The sequence below is a fragment of the [Flexibacter] sp. ATCC 35208 genome (assembly GCF_001975825.1).
Lineage (GTDB): Bacteria > Bacteroidota > Bacteroidia > Chitinophagales > Chitinophagaceae > Chitinophaga.
In genome coordinates, this window is the sequence record NZ_MTKN01000071.1 from 1 (window position 1) to 25,405 (window position 25,405).

The window sequence follows — 25,405 nt, forward strand, 5'->3', positions numbered from 1 at the left end:
CAAAAGTAAGATACACGCTCATTTCATTCGGATACCTGATGGAGCCAGGTTTCCATTTATGCAGTTCTAAGGAGATTCATTTATTTTTGATACATCCTGGGTTTGAATGGTGCTTAATGATTAATAAGCAATTATCCTTTTTAGCTATTCCTTCTTACCTTTACATAAGTAATTCGTTGACCCTCTTTATCATTATTTGTTCACCCTATTTTTTCAGTATTTTTTATGAAGAGAATCCTTTTAATTCTATTATGTATGTGCGCATACATAATTCCAAAATCCTATGCACAAACTGCATCCATTGTTTACTCGACAGGTGGGCTTCCCACTACAACCTGTAATTTTACACAGAGACAGTGACCCACACTTACGATGCAGACAGGGTAGAAGTCAAATATGTAAGAAAGGCTTCGGCATTACAACCTGTATTAGCTGCCAGTAGCCATTGGCGTAGACTATCATTCGGTCTTGAGGCAGGGTATATGATACAGGTAAAGCAAAAGAGTATCCTGACCTTCGATCAGATAAATGATTATTTCAAAGAGAGAAATGAGGCAGGAACAATGCAGATGCGCAGAAATGGTGTGTTGAGTGGGCCGAAAGTATCATTGATGGTAGGACTGTTATTGTAAAAAAATAAATATTCCTTATAATGGAAATTTTAATCATAACCGGACCTCCCTACAGTGGAAGAGGTACCCAATGCGCCATACTTGAAACCACCTTAGGGTTTATTCATATTTCTACAGGAGACAGAATACGACTAGAAAAATCTGAAAATACCCCCTTTGGGAAAATAGCAAAAAGCTATGAAGAGAATGGGAATCTTGTACCTGATGATATCATGCTCGGTTTAATCAGTCAGATCATCGATGAAAACCTACACCAAAAAGGAATTATCCTCGATGGATATCCAAGAACAGGGCCCCAGGTTGACACCATTTTAGATCTCTTCACCCAAAAACAACTAACGGTAAATAAAGTTATCAATATCGAAGTACCCAAAGAAGAATTATTGGTAAGAGCACTCAAAAGAGCAAAGGAATCAGATAGAAAAGACGATCAGGATCCGGCCACTCATTTGAAACGGATTGAAATATTCGAAACACAAACAAGACCGGCAATTAAATATATGCAGGAGAAATTAGAGGTGGTGAATATTGATGGACTTGGATCAATTGAAGAGATTACAAAGAGTATAAAAGAAACAATTTAAAGAGAAGCGCCTCCTCAAAAAAATGTGCCCCCAAAAAGTTAGATACTTTTGGGAGCACTACAAAAAGGAGGCACTTCCTGCACTGATTTATTTAAAAGTATTACTTTTGCACCTAAACCTATCTTTTTAGTACGTAAACAAGAACCCATGCTAACAACCTTGAAATCGGTATTTCTATTTCTATTGCCATTGGCCGTCTTTAGTCAGAAAACTGTTTTACCCGGTAACCCGGACGTGAATACGTCCTACTTAAAATCCGGCAGATCTTTGTACACGATATATTATGTAAAAGGGGATACCTGGACAAAAAAAGGAACCTATACAAATGATATCACCATCCTGGGGAATGAGATAAAATTTGTAGCTAACTACAAAGATGAAAATGATAAATGGTATAGAAAAAGAACTTCAGTAGCCGATGCAAAAACATTCAGCCCGCTTACCTTCAAGTCCGAAGGGATCAAGAACTCAATAGACCTGAATTTCGGAAACACCATTACAGGTAAATATCACTACGTAAATGGTGATAAGGATAAGCAGATAGCTATTAAACCTGCCAGTAAATTTGTGGATTTTAACCTGGCAGATCTGTTCTTCACAACATTACCGCTGGATGTCGGTTATAAGGCGGTGATCCCGGAATTCTATTATACAGAAAACCCTGACAGTGTATTGTCCAACTACATTATAAAAGATGTAAAAAGCTATATACAACGCTCTCCTAAAACCGGTAATCACGAAAGCTGGCTGGTGAATATACTGGAAGAATCCACCGGTGCGGTATACACTTATATCATTGATAAAAAAAGTCACAGAATATGGCAAAGAGAAATGCCTGCGGGTGGCGGTATCACCGAAATATGCATAGATGAAGAACTGGATTACCAGCCGATCGCCAATAAATTTAACAAAGAAGAAGCTTTGCAGAAATTAGAGAAGGGAAACAGTGTGATCGTAGGTACTGCTTTTGCAAGAGATCATAGTAGTGTAAAAAGAATTGCAGCCGTGAATATTAACAAAGCACAATATGCACCTAAAGGAACGGTGGTGTCTATTCTGCCTAATTCTGCCTATCTCGAAGAATGGAAAGAGGTGAATAAAAAGATAGCGAAAGGTAAAAAGCTGCCACCGGTACCTATCGATCCTAATGTGGAGGCATGTATAAAAAAGACGACCGTGTATGATGACAAAGGTCATTTTGAATTTACAAACCTGATGCCCGGAGAGTATATCCTGCTTACCAGTTTTGGATATACTCACACATATTCATACAGTTATTATGCCGGAACAAGCTATTTAATGCATCCAAGTGGAGCTGTATTATCTTCAAGTGATGTCTATAAATCAGCCAATGCTACTACCGGCGCAACGGCCGAAATAGAGATGAAAGTGAATGTCAGAAAGGATGGAGACAAGGTCGATGTGAATCTAAAGGATGTGAGATAATTAAAAAATGGCTGTATCTAAGATTGAGGTACAGCCATTTTTCTATCATTGAGAAAATATTTTATACTTACATTTGGAAATCACGTTTTATTATATACTTTTGTCCTGATAAGTACGTTGTTGACTATACCGACCCACCGTACTGTACCCATACCATTTAACCGACTGTATACGTTGCCGATTAAGGACAATAATTTAAAAAACAAAACCAAGCAACAAATTAACCCTTATTGTAGTATTTAAAGATATCTACAGAAGTACGATTTTACCCGGTTGTTAAATAAGTGATGTTTTTCTCCTTAACAGGAGGAGGTGCTGTGTCATGTATAATTGTTTAAGGGACAAAACATACCAATAAATATCCCTATCCACCAAATAGATATTCTTCTATAACCCATTCAAGAAGCGATACCTACCAGATGGAATGAGATGCTATATACCTATACCAAAAAATTCTAAATGAGACGCTTAGCCCTGATAGCACTAATACTGCTATTTCTTAATTCTGTTGCCCAGGTAAGCATGACGGTTCAATTGCCACCTACAGGAGTAGTGCAAAAAGCACATCTCTGGAACATGCTGTTAGTGAGTACATCGTCTTCACCTATCCTCGTAAAGATAGAGGTGATAATGACTGATGTCACAACCAATCAGCCTATACAGACAGCGTTGTCCAGAACGATCACCTTAACCAGTTAAAGATCGTACTGAAAGCTCTTACCAATGACCAACATTATCTATTCCGTCTGCAAAATGGCAGGAAGGAATACTTGAATGCAAAATTTATCTACAACAATAAATAAAGCGTAAATGATATTAAAACATGTCGCAGGAAGCAAGCGTTTGATTGCTTCTCTGATGCTTGTTGTGATGTATCTCGAAACGGTGTTGCCGAATTATGCATTTGGCGCTCCTGTGGTATTTCCTGTCAGCGTAACAACTACAAGAACCCCATTGCCGGTAAGGGAAAATGCAGCAGTACTACCCGCTGAAAAAAACACCCCAGCTGGTCGTACCATGACATCCAAAGCATTTATCGGTGGCCCTACACAACCCGAAAGCCAGGACTTCCACTCGGTGAACAGTGATAACATGGTCGACCTGTTCTCCGGAGATTTTTCCTATTCTATTCCATTGCTGGATGTAGGCGGTTATCCGCTGGCACTGGGTTATAACAGTGGCGTAGGCATGGATCAGGATGCAAGCTGGGTAGGTCTTGGCTGGAACCTGAACCCGGGCTCCATCACAAGAAACCTGAGAGGCTTACCCGATGATTTCAATGGTACAGATACCATACAGCAGGTTTCTGCTATGAAACCCAATGTAAGTGCAGGTGTTTCTGTAGCGTTGTCTGAAGAGCTGCTGGGTCTTCCGCTGAATAAGCTCACCGGTAGTGATTCTGCCAGTCTTTCTTTATCCCTTACTGCGAGTGTCGGCATTAATTATAATAATTACAAAGGCTGGGGTATGGAAACCGGTCTTAGTCCCAGTATCAATGTAGGCTCTGCCTCCATGGGTAAATTAACCGCAGGATTGTCTCTTACAAATAGCTCTACAGATGGCTTTACAGTGGGTGCCAGCCTGGATTACAAAAAGAATTGGGAAAGGACAAAGGAAACCGGAACCATGGGTGGCAGTGTTGGTCTTAGCACAGGATTTAATTCCAGAAGTGGTATGAAAGCACTGACGTTGGGATTGGGTACGAGCATGACCAGTAGTTCAACTAAAAATCAAACCGGAAGTGACGGTAAGACAGTGACCACTACCACCAATCAATGGGGCAGCTCCACAGGTGCAGGTCGTACGATCATGTCTTTTGCATATCCTTCTTATTCTCCTGCAGTCACTCTTCCTTATACAAATACCAACCTGACATTTACCTTGAAAGTAGGGACCGATGCTTCGGTAAGCTCTTCTACGCTTGCATTTGAAGGTTACTATGCAAAACAGGAAATAAAGGAAGCTGATCAGCATAGATCACTGCCTGCTTATGGTTATCTGAACTACCAGGGTGCCGGTAATAATACGAGTGTATTGATGGATTATAACCGTGAAAAGGATATTCCTTACCGTGAGAAACCCGCCGTGCCTAATATTGGTATTCCATCCTATACCTACGATGTGTTTGCGATGTCAGGTGAAGGTACAGGGGGTAGTTTCAGGGCTTACCGCAGCGATATCGGTCATGTATTTGATCACTACAACAAAACTAAATTTGTATCAGGTACCGCAGGTGCTGACCTTTCTGCCGGAGGCCTGGTACATGCCGGTGCTACAATAGGTCTTACTTATGCTTATACTGAAAATGGTGCGTGGCTGAAGGATAATATATTTTATACCCAAACTCCATTTACCAGTTCTCTGGGTACCTACGAAGGATCATACTTCAGGAACCCCGGTGAGATGACTGTGAATGATAAGGAATATTATACAAAACTGGGTGGTGATGATGTCGTGACCGTGAAATTAAACCAGTCCAGTACCAGCAGCTCAACCCTGCAGGCAACCAAATACCTGAGCATATACCAGCATAAAAAATGGGTGGCTGATGAGGCAATGGATACCCTTAGTTCTATGAGAACAAGGCGTGAGAAAAGAAACCAGGTCATCTCTTACCTTACGGCTGAAGAAGCCGGTGTGGCTGGGTTTCCTCGATTTATTGAGAACTATTCAGAGAATTATTATAGCCTGACCCCTTGTCCAGCTGTTATTTCAGATGATGTAGATGGAGACGGCGTGGGATTGCAGGGACAGTATTTTATTCATAGAAATTTTGAAAAGAAACTGTATGAAAAAGTAGATACAGTAATTTATATGCCAAATCAGACGGTCTTTAACTATGACCGTGCTGCCGATGTGACGCCATTAAATACCAGGTGGTCCGCCAGATGGACAGGCCGTATCAAAGCACCCGTTACCGGTGATTACACTTTTTATTTAAATCATGACGATGGTGCCCGGTTGTTCCTGAATGATACCAGCCTGATCGACAACTTTGGAATAGTAGCAACGCTGGACTCTGCCAAAGTAAACCTTGTGGCAGGCCAGTATTATAAGGTGCGCGTGGATTATAATAATAATAAAGGTTCCATGCGTGCGATGTTGGAATGGAAATACCCTTCCCAGGATCGCATCCGTGTCCCGACAGAAAACCTTTATCTGACATCTACAAAAGATACATTGATGGTAGATAGTGTTTCCATAGAGAAACGCGTAAATTCTTTCCGCCAGAAGAATCACATTTCTGAAATTGATGTGACCAATGCAGATGGTAAGCGATACATCTATGGTCTGCCTATCTATAACCTGCAACAAAAAGAAGCCACTTTCTCTGTAGATGCTTCCAAAGGAAATGCAGACAGTGGCCTTGTAAAATATACACCTGGTGCTGAGAACTCAACGGGTAATAGCAGTGGTAATGACCATTATTATTCCAGTGAACTCATGCCAGCCTATGCGCATACCTTCCTGTTGACTGCCCTGTTGTCTCCCGACTACCAGGATTTAACAGGAAATGGTATTACTGCAGATGATAAAGGTGACGCAATCAAATTTAACTATACCAAGATAGCAGGTATCAATAATCCGTACAACTGGCGTTCACCTGCACCTGCTATCCCGAATCAGGCATCCCTGAACCAGGGCCAGCGTACAGATAACCGCGATGATAAAGGTAGTTATGTGTACGGTCAGAAAGAACTGTGGTACCTGCACTCTATTGAGTCCAAGAACATGGTGGCCATCTTTAAACTGGCCAGTCGTGATGACCTGCCTGCCATAGATGAGAATGGTGTAAGACAAAAAGGTAATTATGGCCGTAAGCTGGAAGAGATCAATTTGTATACAAAGTCAGAACTGATGAAGGCAAATCCAAAGCCTGTTAAAACGGTTCACTTTGAATACAGCTATGATCTGTGTAAAGGAGCCAACGGTAGGATCAATGCCGAAGGTAAACTGACCCTGAAGAAAGTTTGGTTCACTTATAATAATAACCAGAAGGGTAAGCGTCATCCTTATGTATTCTTTTATAATGGCGTGAATCCTGATTATAACAGTAAGGAGGTGGATCGCTGGGGTACCTACAAACCATCTGGTCAGAACCCATCTCAGGTCAATAACAATGATTATCCATATTCATTACAGGATAGTACACTGGCTGCACAAAACGTGGGTGCCTGGACGCTGGATTCTATCCAGCTGCCAGCAGGTGGTCGTATCAAAGTGGATTATGAAAGTGATGATTACGCTTATGTACAAAATAAGAGAGCTGCACAGATGTATACCATTGCTGGTTTCTCTTTAGGTGCGCCCAACTCAACGGACGACCTGCAAAGTAATCTCTACAATGGTCAGTATGATAATCAATACGTATCGATCAATGTACCGAAAGCGGTAAGCAGCAATGCAGAAGTGTATACCCGTTACCTGGAAGGAATGGAAAAAGTCTATTTCAGGTTGTATGTGAAAATGCCTGCTGATAAATATGGTAGTGGCAGCGAGTATGTACCTGTCTACGCTACGCTGGATCAAAGCAAATATGGTTTCTTTAACGGAGGTAAAACCATCTATATCCGTGTGAAAGCTATCAGCACAAATGGTGAAATAGACATGGCTACAAGTCTCTATAGCCCGTTGACGAAGGCTGCCTTCTCTTACCTGAGAATGAACCTGCCATCCAAAGCATATCCGGGTTCTGAAACAGGGGATGATGTATCGGCAGTAGATGTGATCAAGATATTGGCTAGTCAGGCAAGTAATATCGTACAGATGTTAGCTACGTTCGACAAAGCTGCCAGGACCAAGAACTGGGCGAGGTCAGTAGACCTGAGCCGCAGTTATGTTCGCCTCAATAACCCTTACTATAAAAAGTATGGTGGTGGTATTCGTGTAAAACGCATCCGGATATTTGACAACTGGAATGAGATGACCAAACAGAAAGAATCTGTATACGGTCAGGAATATATTTATACCACTACCAAAGATATCAATGGTAAAACAGATACTATCAGCAGTGGGGTGGCTACTTATGAGCCAATGATCGGTGCAGATGAAAACCCATGGAGAACACCATTGGAATATAACCAGCAGGTAGCTGCACTGGCACCTATTGTAAATGGTTATACAGAGCTGCCATTGGGAGAATCGTTCTTTCCATCTCCAGGTGTAGGTTATAGTAAAGTGCGTGTGAGAACCATCCATGCAAATAAAACCCGTTCTGCAAATGGGTATGGTGAGAACTGCTACTATACCAGTTATGACTTCCCTACATTAACTGATATGACCTTGTTGGCAGATAACAAGAAACGTTATAAACCGGCACTGAGCAACCTGCTGCGTATCAATTCAAAACATTATATCGCTGTCAGTCAGGGTTTCAAAGTGGAGTTGAATGATATGAATGGTCGATTGAAATCACAGGCTTCTTATAGTGAAACAAATGCGACTACTCCCGTTGCCTCTACTACTAATTATTATCGTGTAGATGATCAGCAGGCAACGACTAAGCATCTTAATAATACAGTGATGGCCATGACACCTAAAGGGGTGATTGACACTACTGCTGTAATTGGTAAGGACATGGAGCTGATGACGGATATGCGGGAAGAACGCTCTGTATCTACCGCTGTGACCGTACAGGTGAATGGAGATATGTTCACCTTCCCATGGCCTCCGATCATGTTTATACCTGTAGCGTTGAGTGTATATAATAAAGAAGAGACCATGTATCATTCAGCGGCAGTATCCAAAGTGATCTACCGTCATGGTATACTGGATAGTGTGGTGGTAACGGATAAGGATAGTAAGATCAGTACCCGCAATTTGCTGTACGACAGCGAAACGGGGAATGTACTCCTGACCAGCACGCAAAATGAGTTCAACGATCCTATATATAATTTCACCATGCCGGCCGGCTGGGCCTACGATGGGATGAGTGGGGCCTATAAGAATACCGGGGTGATCCTGAAAAATATCTATATCAGGCAGGGTCGTATTACAAGTGGTCTGCCTGCAACAGCTAAAGTAACAGATTACTTTGCAGGGGGTGATAAGATATTGATCTACAGTAAGCCTAAAACAGGTGGAGAAGATTGTGCGCCTCATGTGGCCACCTTCCCTGCTACAGGGCTGATGTATACAGTGGATGCCAATGAGCAGAACGGTGGTAGTCCTGATATCTATTTTGTAGATGAGAATGGACAACCTTTTACAGGGAATGATATTACCCTGAAGGTGGTGAAGTCAGGGAGAAAGAATATAGGTGCAGCCATCAGTAATGTATCATTATTGAAAAACCCGCTTGTACAAACCAGTACTGGTTACAAGCTGGTGATAGATAGTACGTCAAAAGTAATTGCTGCCGCAGCAGTACAATATAAATCAACCTGGAAAGTACCTGATAGCAGGAAGTCCGGTACAGTGACCACTTGTGTACCTGAAGCATATGCAAAGTATGCAGGGGGGGATGCCGCGGATTGTGGGGTGACACAGACAACTTATGGTAACCATCTGCTGAGCAGGTCTTACATTGTTAGTAATTGTTCCAGCGGATATATAGGCAGGTATGCCGTTTCTTATGTGGTGCCTGCCAATAAATTCTATTCAACGGTAAGCCAGGCCGCTGCAGACTCCATGGCGCAGAAGCTGATGAGTGATAGCGGACAGTTGTACGCCAATGCACATGGCGTATGTATCGCTTATTATGCAAGTACAGCACAAACTGCTACAACAAGTAAGAACAATTGTGCTGCGGGGTCGAAGGGTGCTACTGCTTCTTATACAGTAGGAGCAGGTTTCTCTCATTCTTATGTAAGCCAGGCTGCAGCTGATTCAACCGCTTATGCATGGGCACTTTCTGAGGCACAATCGCAGGCAAATAATTCCACCTGTTATTATTATAGCGTTGCACAGAGTGGTAGCTACACAAAGAACAACTGTGCTTCAGGTGGTACAGGAGGATCAGTCACCTACAACCTTGCAGCAGGTACAGATTCTTCATCAGTCAGTCAGACAGCTGCAGATTCACTGGCGAAGATCAGACTGGCGTCACTGGGACAGGCTTATGCGAATGCAAATGGCACCTGTACCTTCTATAATACATTGGTGAGTGTTACTAAAACCCGTAACAACTGTGCATCTGGTGGCACCGGTTCTTCAGTGACCTACACGGTAGCAGCAGGTAAATGGAGCAGTACAGTGAGTCAGGCGATTGCCGATAGTTTGGCGAATGCGGACCTCACGAATAATGCACAGGCTTATGCAAATACAAATGGAACCTGCACTTACTACAATACAGCGGTAAGTGTGACCAAGACCAAAAGTAACTGTGCAACCGGTGGTACGGGTTCTTCCGTGACTTACACCGTAGCTGCGAATAAATACAGTAGTACAGTGAGTCAGGCGAGTGCAGATAGTTTGGCGAATGCGGATCTGACAGCGAATGCACAGACCTACGCGAATACAAACGGTTACTGTACCTTCTACAATACAGCGGTAAGCGTTACGAAAACCCGTAACAACTGTGCAACCGGTGGTACGGGTTCTTCAGTGACCTACACCGTAGCTGCGAATAAATACAGCAGTACAGTGAGTCAGGCGAGTGCAGATAGTTTGGCGAATGCGGATCTGACTGCGAATGCACAAACTTATGCTAATACAAACGGTTATTGTACCTTCTATAACACAGCAGTAAGCGTTACGAAAACCCGTAACAACTGTGCAACCGGTGGTACGGGTTCTTCAGTGACCTACACCGTAGCTGCGAATAAATACAGTAGTACAGTCAGTCAGGCGAGTGCAGATAGTTTGGCGAATGCGGATCTGACAGCCAATGCCCAGACCTATGCAAATACAAATGGTACCTGTACCTTCTATAATACAGCCGTAACATCTACCAAGACACGGAACAACTGTGGCACAAATGGAACTGGTTCTTCTGTGACCTACACCGTAGCCGCCAGCAAGTATAGCAGTACGGTCAGCCAGGCGAGTGCAGATAGTTTGGCAAGTGCGGATCTGACAGCCAACGCCCAAACCTATGCAAATACGAATGGTACCTGTACCTATACGAACGATGCGATGAGCCGCACCTATACGAGGAACAATTGTGGAACGGGATATACAGGCAGTTCAGTTACTTACAGCGTAGCTGCCGGTAAATATACCTCTACCGTGAGCTATGCCGATGCAAATTCAAAAGCAGCAGCCGATACATTAGCAAATGGTCAGACCTATGCCAATACGAATGGGACATGTACAGCGCAAACAGTCACTGTCAATATTAATCCGTCTCCATCAGGACATACTGCCAATACGGCCCATGGTACTATTTCTATAAAGACGTCTTCCGGAACAACGATTATGAGTGGTACTTATGATGGAACAGACCTGCTGGCCACCAATGGCACTTCAAAAACGTACAGTACTACTGCAACTACATTTGTTGTTACCATCGCTGCTATGACGGCGGGTTATGCTTCTGTAAATGGTACTGCTAAGAATGTTTATTCCGGTACACAAACATGGACCGTCACCGGAAGTACGATCAACATTTTACTGTATTTACAATAATCTTATATATGCGGAAATATTTTTTTCTGACACTCATAATAATTATAACAGGACTTAGGGTCTCCGGACAGGGGGCGACAGCCACCTGTGCCTGTACCTGCCTGAAGCCGTTGTTCGATTACCTGATCGCGTCCAACCGGCTTTACATTAAGGAGTCAGATCATATCCTGCTATCCACGCTGATAAAAGATGCAAATGCTGCTGGTTATTCAGTGTCCTATTCAGGCTGTTCGATCCTGACGAATAATATCAATAACTATTTCTATGCCGTTACTACAGCTACTTCCGGCAGTCAGTACAAGGCGCGGTTAGGAGATTGTGCCGTCGTATTGAATGCTGTCAACAATGGCACCGTGAATTTCACAAAACTGGCCAGCACAGACTGTGATAACTCTGGTAAAGTATCTTTCAACTATGGGAAGCCCGTACATAAAAAGTACCTGGTGACCCGTTCCGTGAATACCTACATGATATCAGCCACCAGTGATATCTTCCCCACGGTGACCAGCTTTGCAAAGTATGGAATGGATACAGCAGCGACTAACATGCGGGTAGGATTTTCAGCAAACAGTACGGGTACTTATCAGCTGACATCCGTGATGGCGATTGACAGTGCTGTAAATATTCCGGATGATGCGATTATTCTTTCAGCTACCTTAAACCTGTTTGCTGATCCTACGGGGTTTTATCCGTCTACATATACAAACGCCCATGTGATCAGGTCAGAAACAGATTACCAGTCCATCGGTACCCTGTATTTTTCTTCCGATCCCTGGACGTACAAAATGGACCCTGTACTCATTCATGTACTTGGAGGATCGTCTGTAGGTGATGTAGTGGCAGCGGATAATCATTTTCAGGATTTCTCCTTTGATCTGGTCTCTGGTTTAACTGGTTCAAAACGTATATTGGACAATGGCATTATCCTGAAGAACGATAAGACACTTCCGTCTCAGTTTACAGATCCTTATTCCTTGTATGCTACGTTTTGTTCACAAAGAAATGCTGATACAACAAAACGCCCGTACCTGGATATCACCTGGACATTTGCAACAGATACGGGTGTAGTTGCCCAGTTATATATTGATAGCTGCTATACCTGTAAAGATGTGGCATCCGGTATTTGCTACAGTGCCGTCACAGATACCAGCGTGAACCCATATACCTATGGCTTGACGGGCAACTGGCAACCATACAGATCTTTTGCCTACTATGGGCCCAGAAAAGAATCAGACCCGACAGACAGTACCCATATTCGTACAGATGGAACATTCCTGAATTATGCTGGTTTCTGGAAGATGACGACAGATAGTACCTGGCAAGCACAGGATACCGCAGTCTCCAGATGGGTATGGAATAGTGAGAGCACCTTATTTAACCGGAAAGGCGCAGAGATGGAGAACAAAGATCCCTTAGGAAGGTATAACGCCGCTATATATGGTTACCAGGATGCATTGGCAACAGCCGTGGTACAGAATGCCCGTTTCCGTGAGATCGGTTATGAAGGGTTTGAAGATTATGACTATATAGGTAGTACCTGCGACAGTGTCTGTTCCGTACCAAGAAACTTTGATTTCTCTGCGTACAAGAGCGCATTTGATACGACCGAAGCACATACAGGCCGTTACAGTCTCCGTGTCAATGCAGGCAGTAGTGCGGGCATTACAGCGACAGTCGCAGCTGCTGACGATAATACATTCGAATTAGGGTATACTACAACGGCGAATACCTGTAGTACCAATGGTAGTACCGTATTGAAGAGAATCGTAGCTGGATCGGATGCCTTAATACCTTCATTCTCTCCGATAGCAGGAAAACGTATGGTGGTAAGTGTATGGGTGAAAGAATCCGGACAGTGTGATGGTACATCTTACACCGGTAATCAGGTAAGCATAGTAGTTGGTCGTGCAGCAGGTAATATCAGTACGGTGGCAACGCCATCCGGAAATATCATTGAAGGCTGGGAACGTTATGAAGTGGTCGTGGATGTGGCAACAGATGCCACTGCGCTGGCAGTGAATATGCAGAATACGGGGAGTAATACTGTCTACTTCGATGACCTGCGCATTCATCCTTACAATGCGAACATGAAGTCTTATGTATACGATGCAGAAACACTCCGACTGATGGCGGAACTGGATGAGAATAACTATGCGGCGTTTTATGAGTATGATGATGATGGTAGTTTGATCCGTTTGAAGAAGGAGACGGAGAGAGGGGTGATGACTATCACAGAGTCAAGGAGTGCGTTGTTGAATGATTATTAAAAGATATTAAATAGATGAAGCGTCTCTTATTAATATTCACACTCGCTATGTTGGTTGCAGGAGATTACAAAATATTATTGGGTACCCCTAACCTGAAATGATTATGAAAGAATTTTATAAATGGCTGATTTTATCCCTATGCCTTTTTGTGGCGATAAGTAGTCATGCCCAAAGGATCACCGTCCTGAAAAAAAGCCTGGATGGTAGTAAGGGCGAATTGGTTGTCAATGCGAGTATTGAAGTGAAAGATTCGGTGTTTTTCTCAGGCAATACAAAACTGGATACACCTTATTCTGCAAAGAATATTATCGTTTTCCATATCAATGAATATTCAGGCAGGCTATTGCCCGATACGTTCAACGCAGTGGCTACGGTGCGTGTTATTTATAAACGTCCGGACAGTGTGATTGATTCAGTAGACCAATCACTCCAAATCAATTATTCTAAGAATGTTGCTTATACAAGCCGCAGTAGTTTTGTGTTTAACAATACACATCAGGTGACCTTGAAGTTACTGAGTCTGAATATTTCCAATGATAATGATAAAGTGATAAATTCATTGTTGTTGGAAAATGAGATGGATGTACAGGTGACGTATGCATTGAATTGTACGGATGATGCTGTAAAGTCAATTTCATATACTGCCACTGCAAATACTGATTCTACCGATGAACTGACCGTTACCTGGCCAGCACTAACCGGTGCAGATGAATATGACCTGGAATGGACCTATGTAGATTCCAGTGCACTGGCAGCTAATAAATATGGTAATCCTATTAACCCGGTATTGTTATTCAGGAACAATGCTTCCCGTGTAACGATCACGGGTACTACATACAGTATTCCATTATTGTATGATGGGAAAGGTACTTTGTTTTTCCGGGCCCGTGCCGTGCAGGATAAAGGTAGTTATGCCAGGATAGAAACGCCCTGGAGTTCTGCATTCAGCGGTGGCCTGGGCAGTTTTGATTTTGTAGGACACCAGCGTTCCCTGAACTGGAATTCAAAGGTGAGTTTTGCAGAAGAAGGTAAGCGAAATGTGGTTGTAGCTTATTATGATGGTTCACTCAGGAACCGGCAGACTGTCACAAAAGATAATACAACAAATACGACAATTGTTGGAGAGAAACTATATGACTATCAGGGCCGAGAAACGATCCAGGTCATGCCTTCTCCTACATTGAGTTCAGTAATAAAATATTCCCGCAATTTCAACCGGGGTCTGAATGGAGAATACGATAAGAGTAATTATGATACCTTGCCTACTCCGGAGGCATTCCTGACAGCAAGTGCTGCAAAGATGTCCACAGAGAGCGGTGCCAACCAGTATTATTCTTCCAATAATCCACAGAAGGATGAAGGCATGAACCGCTATATACCAGATGCAGGGGGGTATGCGTTTACAGAAACAGTATATACCCAGGATAATACTAACAGGATCAGCAGGCAGGGGGGGCTGGGTGAGACCTTTAGGTTGGGAGGCAACCATGAGACCAAATATTATTATGATGCACCTAATGATAATGATCTGGATGTATTGTTTGGCACAGAAGCCGGTGACAAGTCTCATTATTTTAAGAACACAGTGCAGGATGCCAATGGGCAGATGTCCGTCTCTTATGTAGATATGCATGGCCGTACAGTGGCGACAGCACTGGCTGGCGTGGCAGACAGTGCTGACCTGGAGAATCTTTCTTCCAATATAGGATTTACAGTCACAGATACTTTATCCAGGGCTGGTAGTAACACGATCAAAGATTTGACCCTTGAAAGTACACATAGCCAACTGGTGACGCAGAAAGGGGATTACCATTTCCACTATACCTTAACGCCTCCGGTACTTCGTAAACCAGATTGTAATGGAGATACGGTATGTTATAATGGCTTATATGATCTTGAGATCACCATCACAGACGACGTGTACAACCAACACCTGGGTGGCAGCCCATACCAGGTCACTTACCATAATTTCAAAGCAGATTCGATCATTGCCAATTGTGGAACGCCTGAATCATTCGTAGCAGATTTCACCCTTCAAAACCTGGAGAAAGGTAGCTACATGATCACGAAGCGTTTGACAGTGAATCGTGAAGCAATGGCCTATTATCGTGACAGCATCTTTATGTTGCGCAACCTGTGTACCACCCTGTCTCAAATCATCCAGGAGCAGCGTGATCTGCAGGTAAATACAACATGTGTACCCGATTGTCAATCCTGCCGCGACAGTGTAGGTGACTGGAATGCTTTCCGTACCCAATATCTGACGAAGGCAGGTATCTCGACCCAGGACAGTGCAGGATATCGTGCGGAGGCACTCACCGCCTATAATGAGGCCGTAGACGCCTGTAATGCGCTTTGTAACACCACCTCACCAGTCGATGAGATGAGAACAGCCATGCTGGAAGATATGTCACCATCCTCAGGTCAGTATGCCAATGTAGAAGATTCAAGTGATATTTATTCCATCTTCTACTCTGACGATAATGATTCGGAGCCACTTTATAGCCTGAAGACCCTTAGTTACAAGAGTTCCACAGGCACTGTAGATAGTGTGTATGACGAAAGTGTGGGTGGGTTTGTATTACCACAGTCACTCAGTGCAGAAGACTTTTCTGCGAAGTTCAAACCATCCTGGGCAAATTCATTATTGCAATACCATCCGGAGTATTGCAAATTCCTGGTTTACCAGTCTTACGAGAGCAGCCTCCTGTGGGACAGGCGATTTGAGGCAGTAAATACTTACGCTGCTGCGCGGGATTCCGGTTTCCTGAACCCTACAGGCAATAATAATATCCCATTTAAATCAGTCACAGCTAATATAGACCCTATGGCAGCCACGCAGTCTACCATGCTGAATAAGAAACTGAAGTTCTATTCAGATGTTGCTGATACTACTAAGGGAATCTCTATGTACAGTGTATCGACCATCGGTGTAAAATGTGATGGAATGGGCAGTGATTGCGTAGCCAGCTACAAAACGATGGCGAGTGCATTTAACGAAAGTACCATGTGTGACGGTGACCTGGATATGGCATGGCGTACATTCAGGGAATTGTATTTAGCCACAAAAACACGTATGCTGGATAGTTTAATCCAGCTGACCAAATGTACCGCTACCACCAATGAGCTGATCGCCGCCGGGAAGTCAGTTCATTTTACAGATTATTCAAAGGCTTTAACATCTTCAGGCATCAGTTATATCGCCAGCGGTGATTCAACAAAAGCAAAAGATTCAGTAGCTGCGAATTTAGCAGCGACATACGCATCCAATTGTCAGAGCTATGTAAGTACCTGGCTCAGCCAGTTGCAAACCTGTGCTTATTATGATACCGCAGTCATCAATCAGATATTTATTCCAAAGATGCTGGCTGTCTGTAAAGCAGGAGCAGATGCGACCCATGTAATGGGATCCAGTACTGTGGCACCTGGTAGTACAAATGAATACAGCAGTTTTCAGGCTATAATAGATGAATACAACAACGCACATAATATTACGGATACATTAAACTGTAATTACCTGCTGGTAACAGCGCCGCTTCCATATGATGCACAGGCAGTATATGCAGAAAGTACGACTTATACCAAGCCAACAGCATGTGAATGTAATACGCTTAATACGCTGAAAATAGAATACAACGCTTTTAAGAAAAACACAGACAGTACTTTCTCCGCTTATTTGAATCGGACGCGCAGTACGGCTTTAACAGAAAGTCAGTTAGATGCATTATTGTCTGCCTGTGATCCTGACAACGCAGCTTGTACCTATGTGACACCCGCGATCACCATCCCGGCGCTGATACAATGTAATACAGCGGCAGCATGTGTTTCGTGTACAACTATCAATGATCTTTATACTAGTTTTAAATCAACCTATCCTTCACTAAAACCAACAAAAGAGGATGGGGATAGCACAAAGCAGCAGCAGGTAAATTCCCTGTTTGCCGCTTATATGAACTCTCATACCGGCTTCTCCAAACAGGCCTGGGAATACCTGGCGTTTATTGAGGATACCTGTACCTTATACAGTTCAAAAGACAGCATAGTCTGTAAGAAAATAGGAGATCCTACCGGAGGGTTACATGTCTATGCGAGTGACAGTATATCGATGTTTAGTGACGTGATCAGCACAGTGGATGGGGGGTATTTGTTAGCGGGCCGTATAAAGACAGTCGCAGATTCTACGGACCAGGACTCTGATACGGATGCTTACCTGGTAAAGACAGACTCACTGGGGAATATATTGTGGGCGAAACGTTATGGGGGATCACTGGATGATTACTTTTTGAAGGTAAGAAAGACGTCAGATGGGGGATTTATAGCTATAGGGAGAACGAGTGGCGCCTCTTATGTACAGGGTGCATATATAGTCAAGCTGGATAGTGGAGGGATCGTCTCCTGGAGCAGATCCGTGCAATATTCGACGACGTATGGGGAGGTCGGCACAGATATCATCCAGACGACAGGTGGCGGTTATGCATTTACCGGCAAGTACAACATTGCCAATACGGTAGCAGACTTTATAGTAGGTTTGCTTGATAGCACAGGCAATGCATTATGGGTAAAACAAATAGGTAACAGCAGTGGTGAGGAAGGCTACAGTCTGTTACAGAACAATGATACACTTGTAGTACTGGGAAGCACGTATGCCGTTCCATATTTTGAGACGTTCGTTCTTAAAATGGATTTGTCCACCGGGTCACAGATATCAACAAAGCGTTATTACCGGAACCATACTAATGGCTGGGTCTCCAGTTTTGGAGGGGAGATCTATAAGAAGCCGTATGGTTATATGTTCAATATAACGGGGTATGGAATATCCACGACGGAGAACCATCATCTTGTGATGGGGATTGATGAAGTGGGGAATGTGCTTTATTATAAAGAGTTTGGGAAGATATCAGGAGATAACCTGGTACAGTCTATGCCGCTGTACCCGACAGGGGATAGTGGATATGTAGCAGTAGAGAGCGTATCCTCAGGTATAGAAAGCGTGATATGGCGGGAAGTAGATAAGGATAATAATCTGGAATGGTCAGAGTTGATAAGGTTGGATACTGCCGTGGAATTGAGTTCAGTAATACAGCGTCCTGACGGCAATTATGCATCAGCGGGGAATATAGGGAATAATGGGGTGTTAATGATAAGCCACTATACGGGGAAGATAGGCTGTAGTGATAGTCTCTTTGTAAATGCAGATGACAGCGTAGTGATCAATACAAATACAAAAGCGACGTGGGATACCTATAGGAGCAAATCGGTCAGCAATGTAACGGACTTTAATACGAGTACCAGTGATGCAGGTACGGTTCATTATACGAGCGGTTGTATTGTAGGTGATTCGTGTTATACACTCAATGGTGGACCGTTATTATGTGGCAATTCGACACCGGTGTTTGGAACAGTGGCTGTGAATAGTGTCACAAATTGTACGGATAATGAGTTCTTTGCAGTCAGTAAGGGAACTGAGATCTATAATTCCTACAAGGATTCCCTGAATGGGAGCTTTGATGCCGATTACCTGGCGATGGCAATTGCGGGTGGTCAGCAGGAGGTTTTTACCGTGACGTATAGTACGAGTGAGTATCATTATACGCTTTACTATTATGATCAGGCGGGGAATCTTATAAAGACGATTCCACCGGCAGGAGTGGTGATAGATCGTTCAACTGACTGGGTGAACAGGGTAAGGGCGGCCAGGGCAGCGGGAATACCATTGGTGCCAGCACATACGATGGCAACGCAGTACCGTTATAATACGCTTAACCAGGTAGTATCGCAGGTATCACCTGATGGAGGTGAGAGCCATTTCTGGTACGACAGATTGGGCCGTCTTTCATTATCGCAGCATGCAAAGCAGCGCACCGATAATAAGTACAGTTATACGACCTACGATGCACTGGGTAGGATCAATGAAGTCGGAGAGCTGACGAGTGCTGCAGTAATGAATGATTTCATCAGCCGGGATACTACTTTGTTATCAGACTGGTTGGCCGCAGCGAATAATTCGCGTAAACAGATTACGAAAACGACATATGATGTAGCGTATAGCTCGTTATCTCAGTTATACCTAACCCCAGGGAATCTTCGCAACAGGGTATCCTGGACGGCATTATTCAATGATGCTGCAGCTCAGGATACGATGGGTTTTGCAACAGCCACATTTTATAGCTATGATGTGCATGGGAATGTTGATACTTTATTGCAGGATTATAAGCAGGGAGGTATGCAGGAGAGTGATAACCGGTTTAAGAAGATGGTATATGGCTATGATCTGATCAGTGGAAAGGTGAATGCAGCAGGCTATCAACCGGGTCGGCAGGATGCTTTCTATCACCGTTACAGCTATGATGCGCAGAACCGTTTAACGAATGTAGAGACGAGTCATGATAGTATTAATTGGGATAATGATGCATATTACCAGTATTATAAGCATGGGCCTTTAGGTAGGATGGTTTTAGGTCAGGAACAGGTACAGGGAGTAGATTATGCATATACAGTTCAGGGCTGGTTAAAAGGGGTAAATAGTACTGCGGTGACCCCTGGTTATGATCCGGGAGGCGATGGCGGTAGTGGAACGCAGGTAGCAAAGGATGTATTTGGATTTGCATTACATTATTATGGTGGAAGGGACTATTCGCCCATAGGCACAGTCAATCCCTTTGCATCCGGTACTAACCTGAAGCCTTTATTTAATGGCAATATCTCCGCCATTAGCCAAAATCTTCCGTCAGTAGGTACACCGTTACAATCCAATTATAGCTATGATGTACTGAACCGGCTCACGGGGATGCAGGTATCAAGAGGATTGAATACCAGTACGAATATATGGGAACCGGAGGTATTGGACGACTTTAAGGAACGGGTGAGTTATGATGCGAATGGTAATATTCTTAGCTACCGGCGGAATGGTAATCATAGTTTTGCGGGCACGCCGTTAGGGATGGATTCCTTAAGATATACCTACCGGACGGGAACCAATCAGCTGGACTTCGTATATGACACTGTGAGCGCCACCAATTATGAAAATGATATAGATGGTCAGACAGCAGGGAATTATCAATATGATGCAATTGGCAATCTGATATCAGATCAGGGAGCTGGAATTGATAGTATAGAATGGACATTGTATGGGAAGATAAGCAGGATAAAGAAATCGAATGGAAGTGAGATCAATTATACGTATGATGTTGGAGGGAACAGGATCAGTAAGCGGGTGAATGGGGTAGAGACGTGGTATGTACGTGATGCTACGGGTAATGTGATGAGTATCTATACGAAAGGTGATAGTACGGTTAACAATGGGTCCCTGAGTCAGACAGAAGCACATTTGTACGGAACCAATCGATTGGGGATTAACTCAGTGGTAGTCAATGTTGAAAACAAAGGTACTTTGCCTTCAACAAATATGTCAGGGTTAGGGATTGGTATAAATATTAATTTTACCAGAGGTAAAAGATTCTATGAACTGAGTAATCATCTTGGAAATGTATTAGTTACAGTATCTGACCATAAAATAGGTGCGTCCCTGGAAGAAAATAATATAGATCATTATGAACCATATCTTCTATCTTCACAAGAGTATTATCCATTTGGTATGTTCATGCCAGGTAGAGGTATTGGAGGAGGAATGAGTAGTGCCGGGGACTATCGTTATGGGTTCAATGGACAGGAAAAAAGTGATGAGGTTTTTAGTAATGCTAATAGTTATACAGCAGAGTTCTGGGAGTATGATGCAAGGATAGGAAGAAGGTGGAATAAGGACCCTAAACCAGAAACGGACCTAAGTTTATATGCAACATTTACTAATAATCCAATAGCGAATTTCGATCAGTTGGGAGATACTGCTATATTCAATTCAAAAGGTATTGTGACTAAAACTAATAAAAAAGAGGATGGTGTTGTTTTATATAATCATACAGAGGTGATAAATGGTAAAAGCCAGAATATAACTGAAAGGGTGTTTCTTAATGGTGGGAAAGATGATTATTTTCAGGTTAGTAGTTTCAATGTTGGCGATCAAATGGTAAGGATCTTATCACCAGAAAATGTAAATTATATAATTAATAAGGCATGGTTTAGTCACGTACGAATACCCATTATAAGCCACATTTTAGCAGGAATTGGAGGTGCATTTGGCCCATTGGATTTTGGACAAAATTATCTGGTTCATAACCTGGCAGATAGGGAAGGGGATAATTTTGATCCCAATAAAAAAAGTGCTGGAGGAACTATAGATGATAATTATAGCATATGGGATTTTAATGGAGGATTCTTTTATTTTAATGGAAGTAAGGATTACCATTTGAACTATATATATAACCTGCCAGATGCTGGTAATTTTCTTTTCGGAGTTGCTGCTGCTCGAATGAACATGTGTCATGATCTTGTGATGTGGGGCGATGACCGGCACGAAATGATAAGAAATCATGCACCAGATTCTGAGGCAGATATTCGTGCAATAAATGCAGGATTTTTTTATCAGGAGCGATTCCTGAGGCCACAAGCTAAAGGGAATTTTATATGGAGATCTTATAATACTAACAGGCCTACTTGGTTCAGGAATAATTGATGCTTAATGTATATATTATGAAATCTAGAATTCGTTATCGGGTAATTATTTTTTTTGTATTGCTAATTTTAGTTTTTCTGATATTTATTTTTTTTAAAAGGGGAAAAATAGAATATCGAAAATGGAATAAGCCAAAGGAAGAGCTTTGTAATTATCTGCTTAAAGAAATAAATGACGATGACTTGTCATTTTATTGCCCCTATGGGGCTAATGGTCCAAGTCTATTCTGGGTTGTGGTTTATAAAAAAACATATAAGTTTCATATGTATAGAAATATGTTATGGGATTATAATGATCTTACCACAAGAAAATTGGATACACTTAGTCAAAGCTATTCTATCAGTAAATTCAAAAATGAAATTTTAAAGCGGATTTATTTCCTAAGGAGTATCGGTATATATTCAATTATTCGGGGAGGAAATATAAGTCGAATTACAACTACCTATTATGATAGTACATATGAGGACATTAAACGAAATAATCCTTTTTATTCTGAGGAGATAATTAGTCATGCAAAAAAAGAATATCATGGACAGCCATTCGTATTCACATTTGTAATAACTGACTTTATACCTAATATGACTTTTAAAGAAGACTTTAGTCATGCTCATTATTTATGGCCTATAACATCTACAAAGTATTACTATCGACGATACTTATAATGAATATGATGATTAAAGTTTGGTGATATATTGTCGTTCGAAAAATAAGGATTTCATTAATACCATGTGATACTAACAATAGTTTGGTAAGTTTTTCCACAGCGAAGCTGTGGGGGAAAATGTGGATAAATAACAGGGATTTCTGCTGATACCAAAATGAAAAAAAAGGCAATGAGGAAGTTACAGATGATACCCAAATAGTGGCGTCTGATTTGACGAAAGAAGTTTTTGAATTTATAAAGGTTGTTTACGGAAAATCAAAATGGATAGACATGGGTGTTGTAGGGAAAAACCTCCGGATGATTATAAATTATTAGATAAAGCCTTGAATAAGATTAGGGAGCCCAAATAGCTGAAGGGCTGACCAGAAAGTCAACAAAACTATTAGACGGACCCNNGGGTCCGTCTAATAGTTTTGAGAGTTTAATTCGTTATAGCTAGCTGCGGGTGTTTTATATCCGGTTCAAGATATTGTAACACAATTTAGTAGACGTAAATAATGAAAGATTATCATTATTGTCCTACTGGTCAGAATGCAATCTCAGCGTTATTTTATCGAGAGATCCTTCCAGGAAACAGCTATGAGTGAATATCAGGTTAGAGGATGGAGGGCGTGGCATCATCATATGGTATTGGTAATGATGGCACTACATTTTATACTAAGCGAAAAAATCTTGTATAATAATGAATATCCATTACTGAGTTCATTATGATATAAGAGATATCATAATAAGAGTCTATTCTAAGAAAAGTTTTTCTTCTGATGAAGTGATGGACCAAATCAGAAAAAGGCAAGATCAGAGAGGATTAGAAAAGATTGAAAAAGACTCATCCTAGGTTGTCAAAGTAGAAGTAGATACTGTTTAATATTTGGTGGCTTTAATACATGAAATATAAAATGATAGGATTATATTATAGGATTTGGGTGGATTGTATAGAACGTGCAAAATCACAACCCAATACCAGACGTGATTGGGCATTAGGTAGCATGATATTCATGTCTATTGCGATGACCTCCAATTTCGCTTTGTTTATGGCAATTTTGCAGCGGCATGTAATTAAGAGATACTTTTATAAAGTCCATTTTTCATTTTTATCCGGGACTTTAAATACGCTATTCACTTATTTTTTTTATTTATCGTGCCTTGTGTTCTTTTGAACTACTTGTTGATATTAAGAAATAAACGGTATGAGCGATTGTTGAAAAAGTATCCTTATTATGATGGAAAACTATTTGTTAGTTATTTTTTAATTTCCCTGCTTCTACCAGTTGTTTTACTATGGATCGCCATTTTCTTTTTTTAGCAATTAAAGAAGTCGTGAAATGAAATATCCTATTCACATTTAAGGGTATAGCCAACTGATTTTATGCAGTTGGCTATACCGTTTAAGTAGCTTTGACTTGGATACTGAAGTCGAGATTAGTTGCTATGTATTGCCTCTGATGCCAGCAAATAGGCATTGAATTCAGTTTCAAAAGTGCAATTGAAAATCAATGCAGGTATTCGGTTATTGGGTTAGGATTTAGCCAGGAACCAAATCTGCCTTGCACTAAAGCAGGAATCAGATTTTGATACATTTATGGAAAAATCCAACTCATTGATTAATTATTCGATTCAGTACAAGAAACTCAATTATTATGAGAAATCAATTATTACATAGATTGAAAAAAATGTCCTGTCTGCTCTTGCTGACATATTCTTTATTGGTTATTGCCTTTTATATTTGTAGCATAGTTAGGACGCATTTTTCCCATGTTTACAGCATCTATGTTCATACATTACAAACATCATTGCTGCAATTGTGTTTGCATGCCTTGTATGCGATCGGCGCAATGAACATACTATTGAGATTTAAACATCGGGGTGAAATTATTATTCTGACAGGTGGCATCGGCTTTTTAGTAGCTACATTATTGGATTTATTATTGTTGCAATCATTCCCGAATTGGTTTTACCTTCTATATGCCTCTTTTCATATTATAATACTGATGATTTTTTCACGGGGTTGGTTTAGAAAAATTGCCCCTATGCCAATCCTGATAGGTGGTTGGATAGTATTAATATCGGGAGCGTATTATATTGGTAAGTGCGATTTAATCCTCTATTGATCCGCAAAATATGCTTTGATAAAGACTCATTTGCAAATGTAGTATGGGCAAAGAAATATAAGGCCAATGGCAACGAGTACTTTAACCGGATGAAACCCACCTTCGATGGAGGTCATATTGCTGTAGGTACGGTTACCAATACGGGAACTGCAGCAAGAGATCTCTGGCTGGTGAAGACCAATGACACGGGAAAGGTTGTATGGAGTAAGCGTTTAGGATTTAACACAGCAAATGGAGAAATAGGACAGGATGTGATCCAGCAAACGGATAGTTCTTATGCCTTTATAGGTAAAACTAATTTTTATGGTAGTCTTACTGATGGCATGATCGGTGTTGTTTCAGCTAATGGTACCGCTCAATGGATCAGGCAGTTTAGTTATAATAGTGGAGACGAAGGTTATTCCCTCGTCCAGAGTGGAGAAACATTGGTGGCTGCAAAGAATAGTCTTCTAAATGTGTATAAAATAAATGGATCCAGGTTGACTGTACAACCAGGGCGGTTTATCCAACACCAGCTAGTCGTAATGTAAATGTGCAGATTACAGGGTTGAAACTTTAAAATGAAAT

9 protein-coding genes and 1 pseudogene are annotated in these 25,405 nt (G+C 41.9%); all 10 read left to right on the forward strand.

Features of this window, described 5'->3' with window-relative positions; all coding sequences use genetic code 11:
- The first annotated feature begins 356 nt into the window (after positions 1-356).
- The 10 genes and pseudogenes from BW716_RS29760 to BW716_RS29800 all read left to right on the forward strand — a co-directional run bounded on the left by BW716_RS29760 (position 357) and on the right by BW716_RS29800 (position 25,368).
- Entirely contained in the window at positions 357-632 is a 276-nt protein-coding gene (locus BW716_RS29760; protein WP_083729717.1) for a hypothetical protein, read from the forward strand.
- Positions 633-652: 20 nt separating this feature from the next.
- Positions 653-1,216 carry a nucleoside monophosphate kinase gene (locus BW716_RS29765; protein ID WP_083729718.1) on the forward strand — a complete coding sequence of 188 codons (564 nt, stop codon included), beginning with the start codon at positions 653-655 and terminating at the stop codon, positions 1,214-1,216.
- Between the two features lie 147 nt (positions 1,217-1,363).
- A complete protein-coding gene (locus BW716_RS29770) occupies positions 1,364-2,662 on the forward strand; it encodes a hypothetical protein (protein WP_083729719.1) in 1,299 nt (432 codons plus the stop codon).
- Between the two features lie 459 nt (positions 2,663-3,121).
- Positions 3,122-3,361 carry a hypothetical protein gene (locus BW716_RS36460; protein WP_143709113.1) on the forward strand — a complete coding sequence of 80 codons (240 nt, stop codon included), beginning with the start codon at positions 3,122-3,124 and terminating at the stop codon, positions 3,359-3,361.
- A 111-nt stretch (positions 3,362-3,472) separates the two neighbouring features.
- Positions 3,473-11,230, forward strand: coding sequence for a DUF5977 domain-containing protein (locus BW716_RS29775; protein ID WP_083729720.1), 7,758 nt, complete (start codon positions 3,473-3,475; stop codon positions 11,228-11,230).
- A gap of 8 nt (positions 11,231-11,238) precedes the next feature.
- Positions 11,239-13,497: a hypothetical protein gene (locus BW716_RS29780; RefSeq protein ID WP_083729721.1), complete on the forward strand. Its 2,259-nt coding sequence runs from the start codon at positions 11,239-11,241 to the stop codon at positions 13,495-13,497.
- A gap of 103 nt (positions 13,498-13,600) precedes the next feature.
- Positions 13,601-22,066: an RHS repeat protein gene (locus tag BW716_RS29785; RefSeq protein WP_143709114.1), complete on the forward strand. Its 8,466-nt coding sequence runs from the start codon at positions 13,601-13,603 to the stop codon at positions 22,064-22,066.
- Positions 22,067-22,083: 17 nt separating this feature from the next.
- Positions 22,084-22,728 carry a hypothetical protein gene (locus BW716_RS29790; RefSeq protein WP_083729723.1) on the forward strand — a complete coding sequence of 215 codons (645 nt, stop codon included), beginning with the start codon at positions 22,084-22,086 and terminating at the stop codon, positions 22,726-22,728.
- A gap of 524 nt (positions 22,729-23,252) precedes the next feature.
- Positions 23,253-23,408 (forward strand): annotated as a pseudogene (locus BW716_RS38255) (IS701 family transposase); the annotation flags it as partial.
- 1,408 nt (positions 23,409-24,816) lie between these two features.
- Entirely contained in the window at positions 24,817-25,368 is a 552-nt protein-coding gene (locus tag BW716_RS29800; protein ID WP_143709115.1) for a hypothetical protein, read from the forward strand.
- The last annotated feature ends 37 nt before the right edge of the window (positions 25,369-25,405 follow it).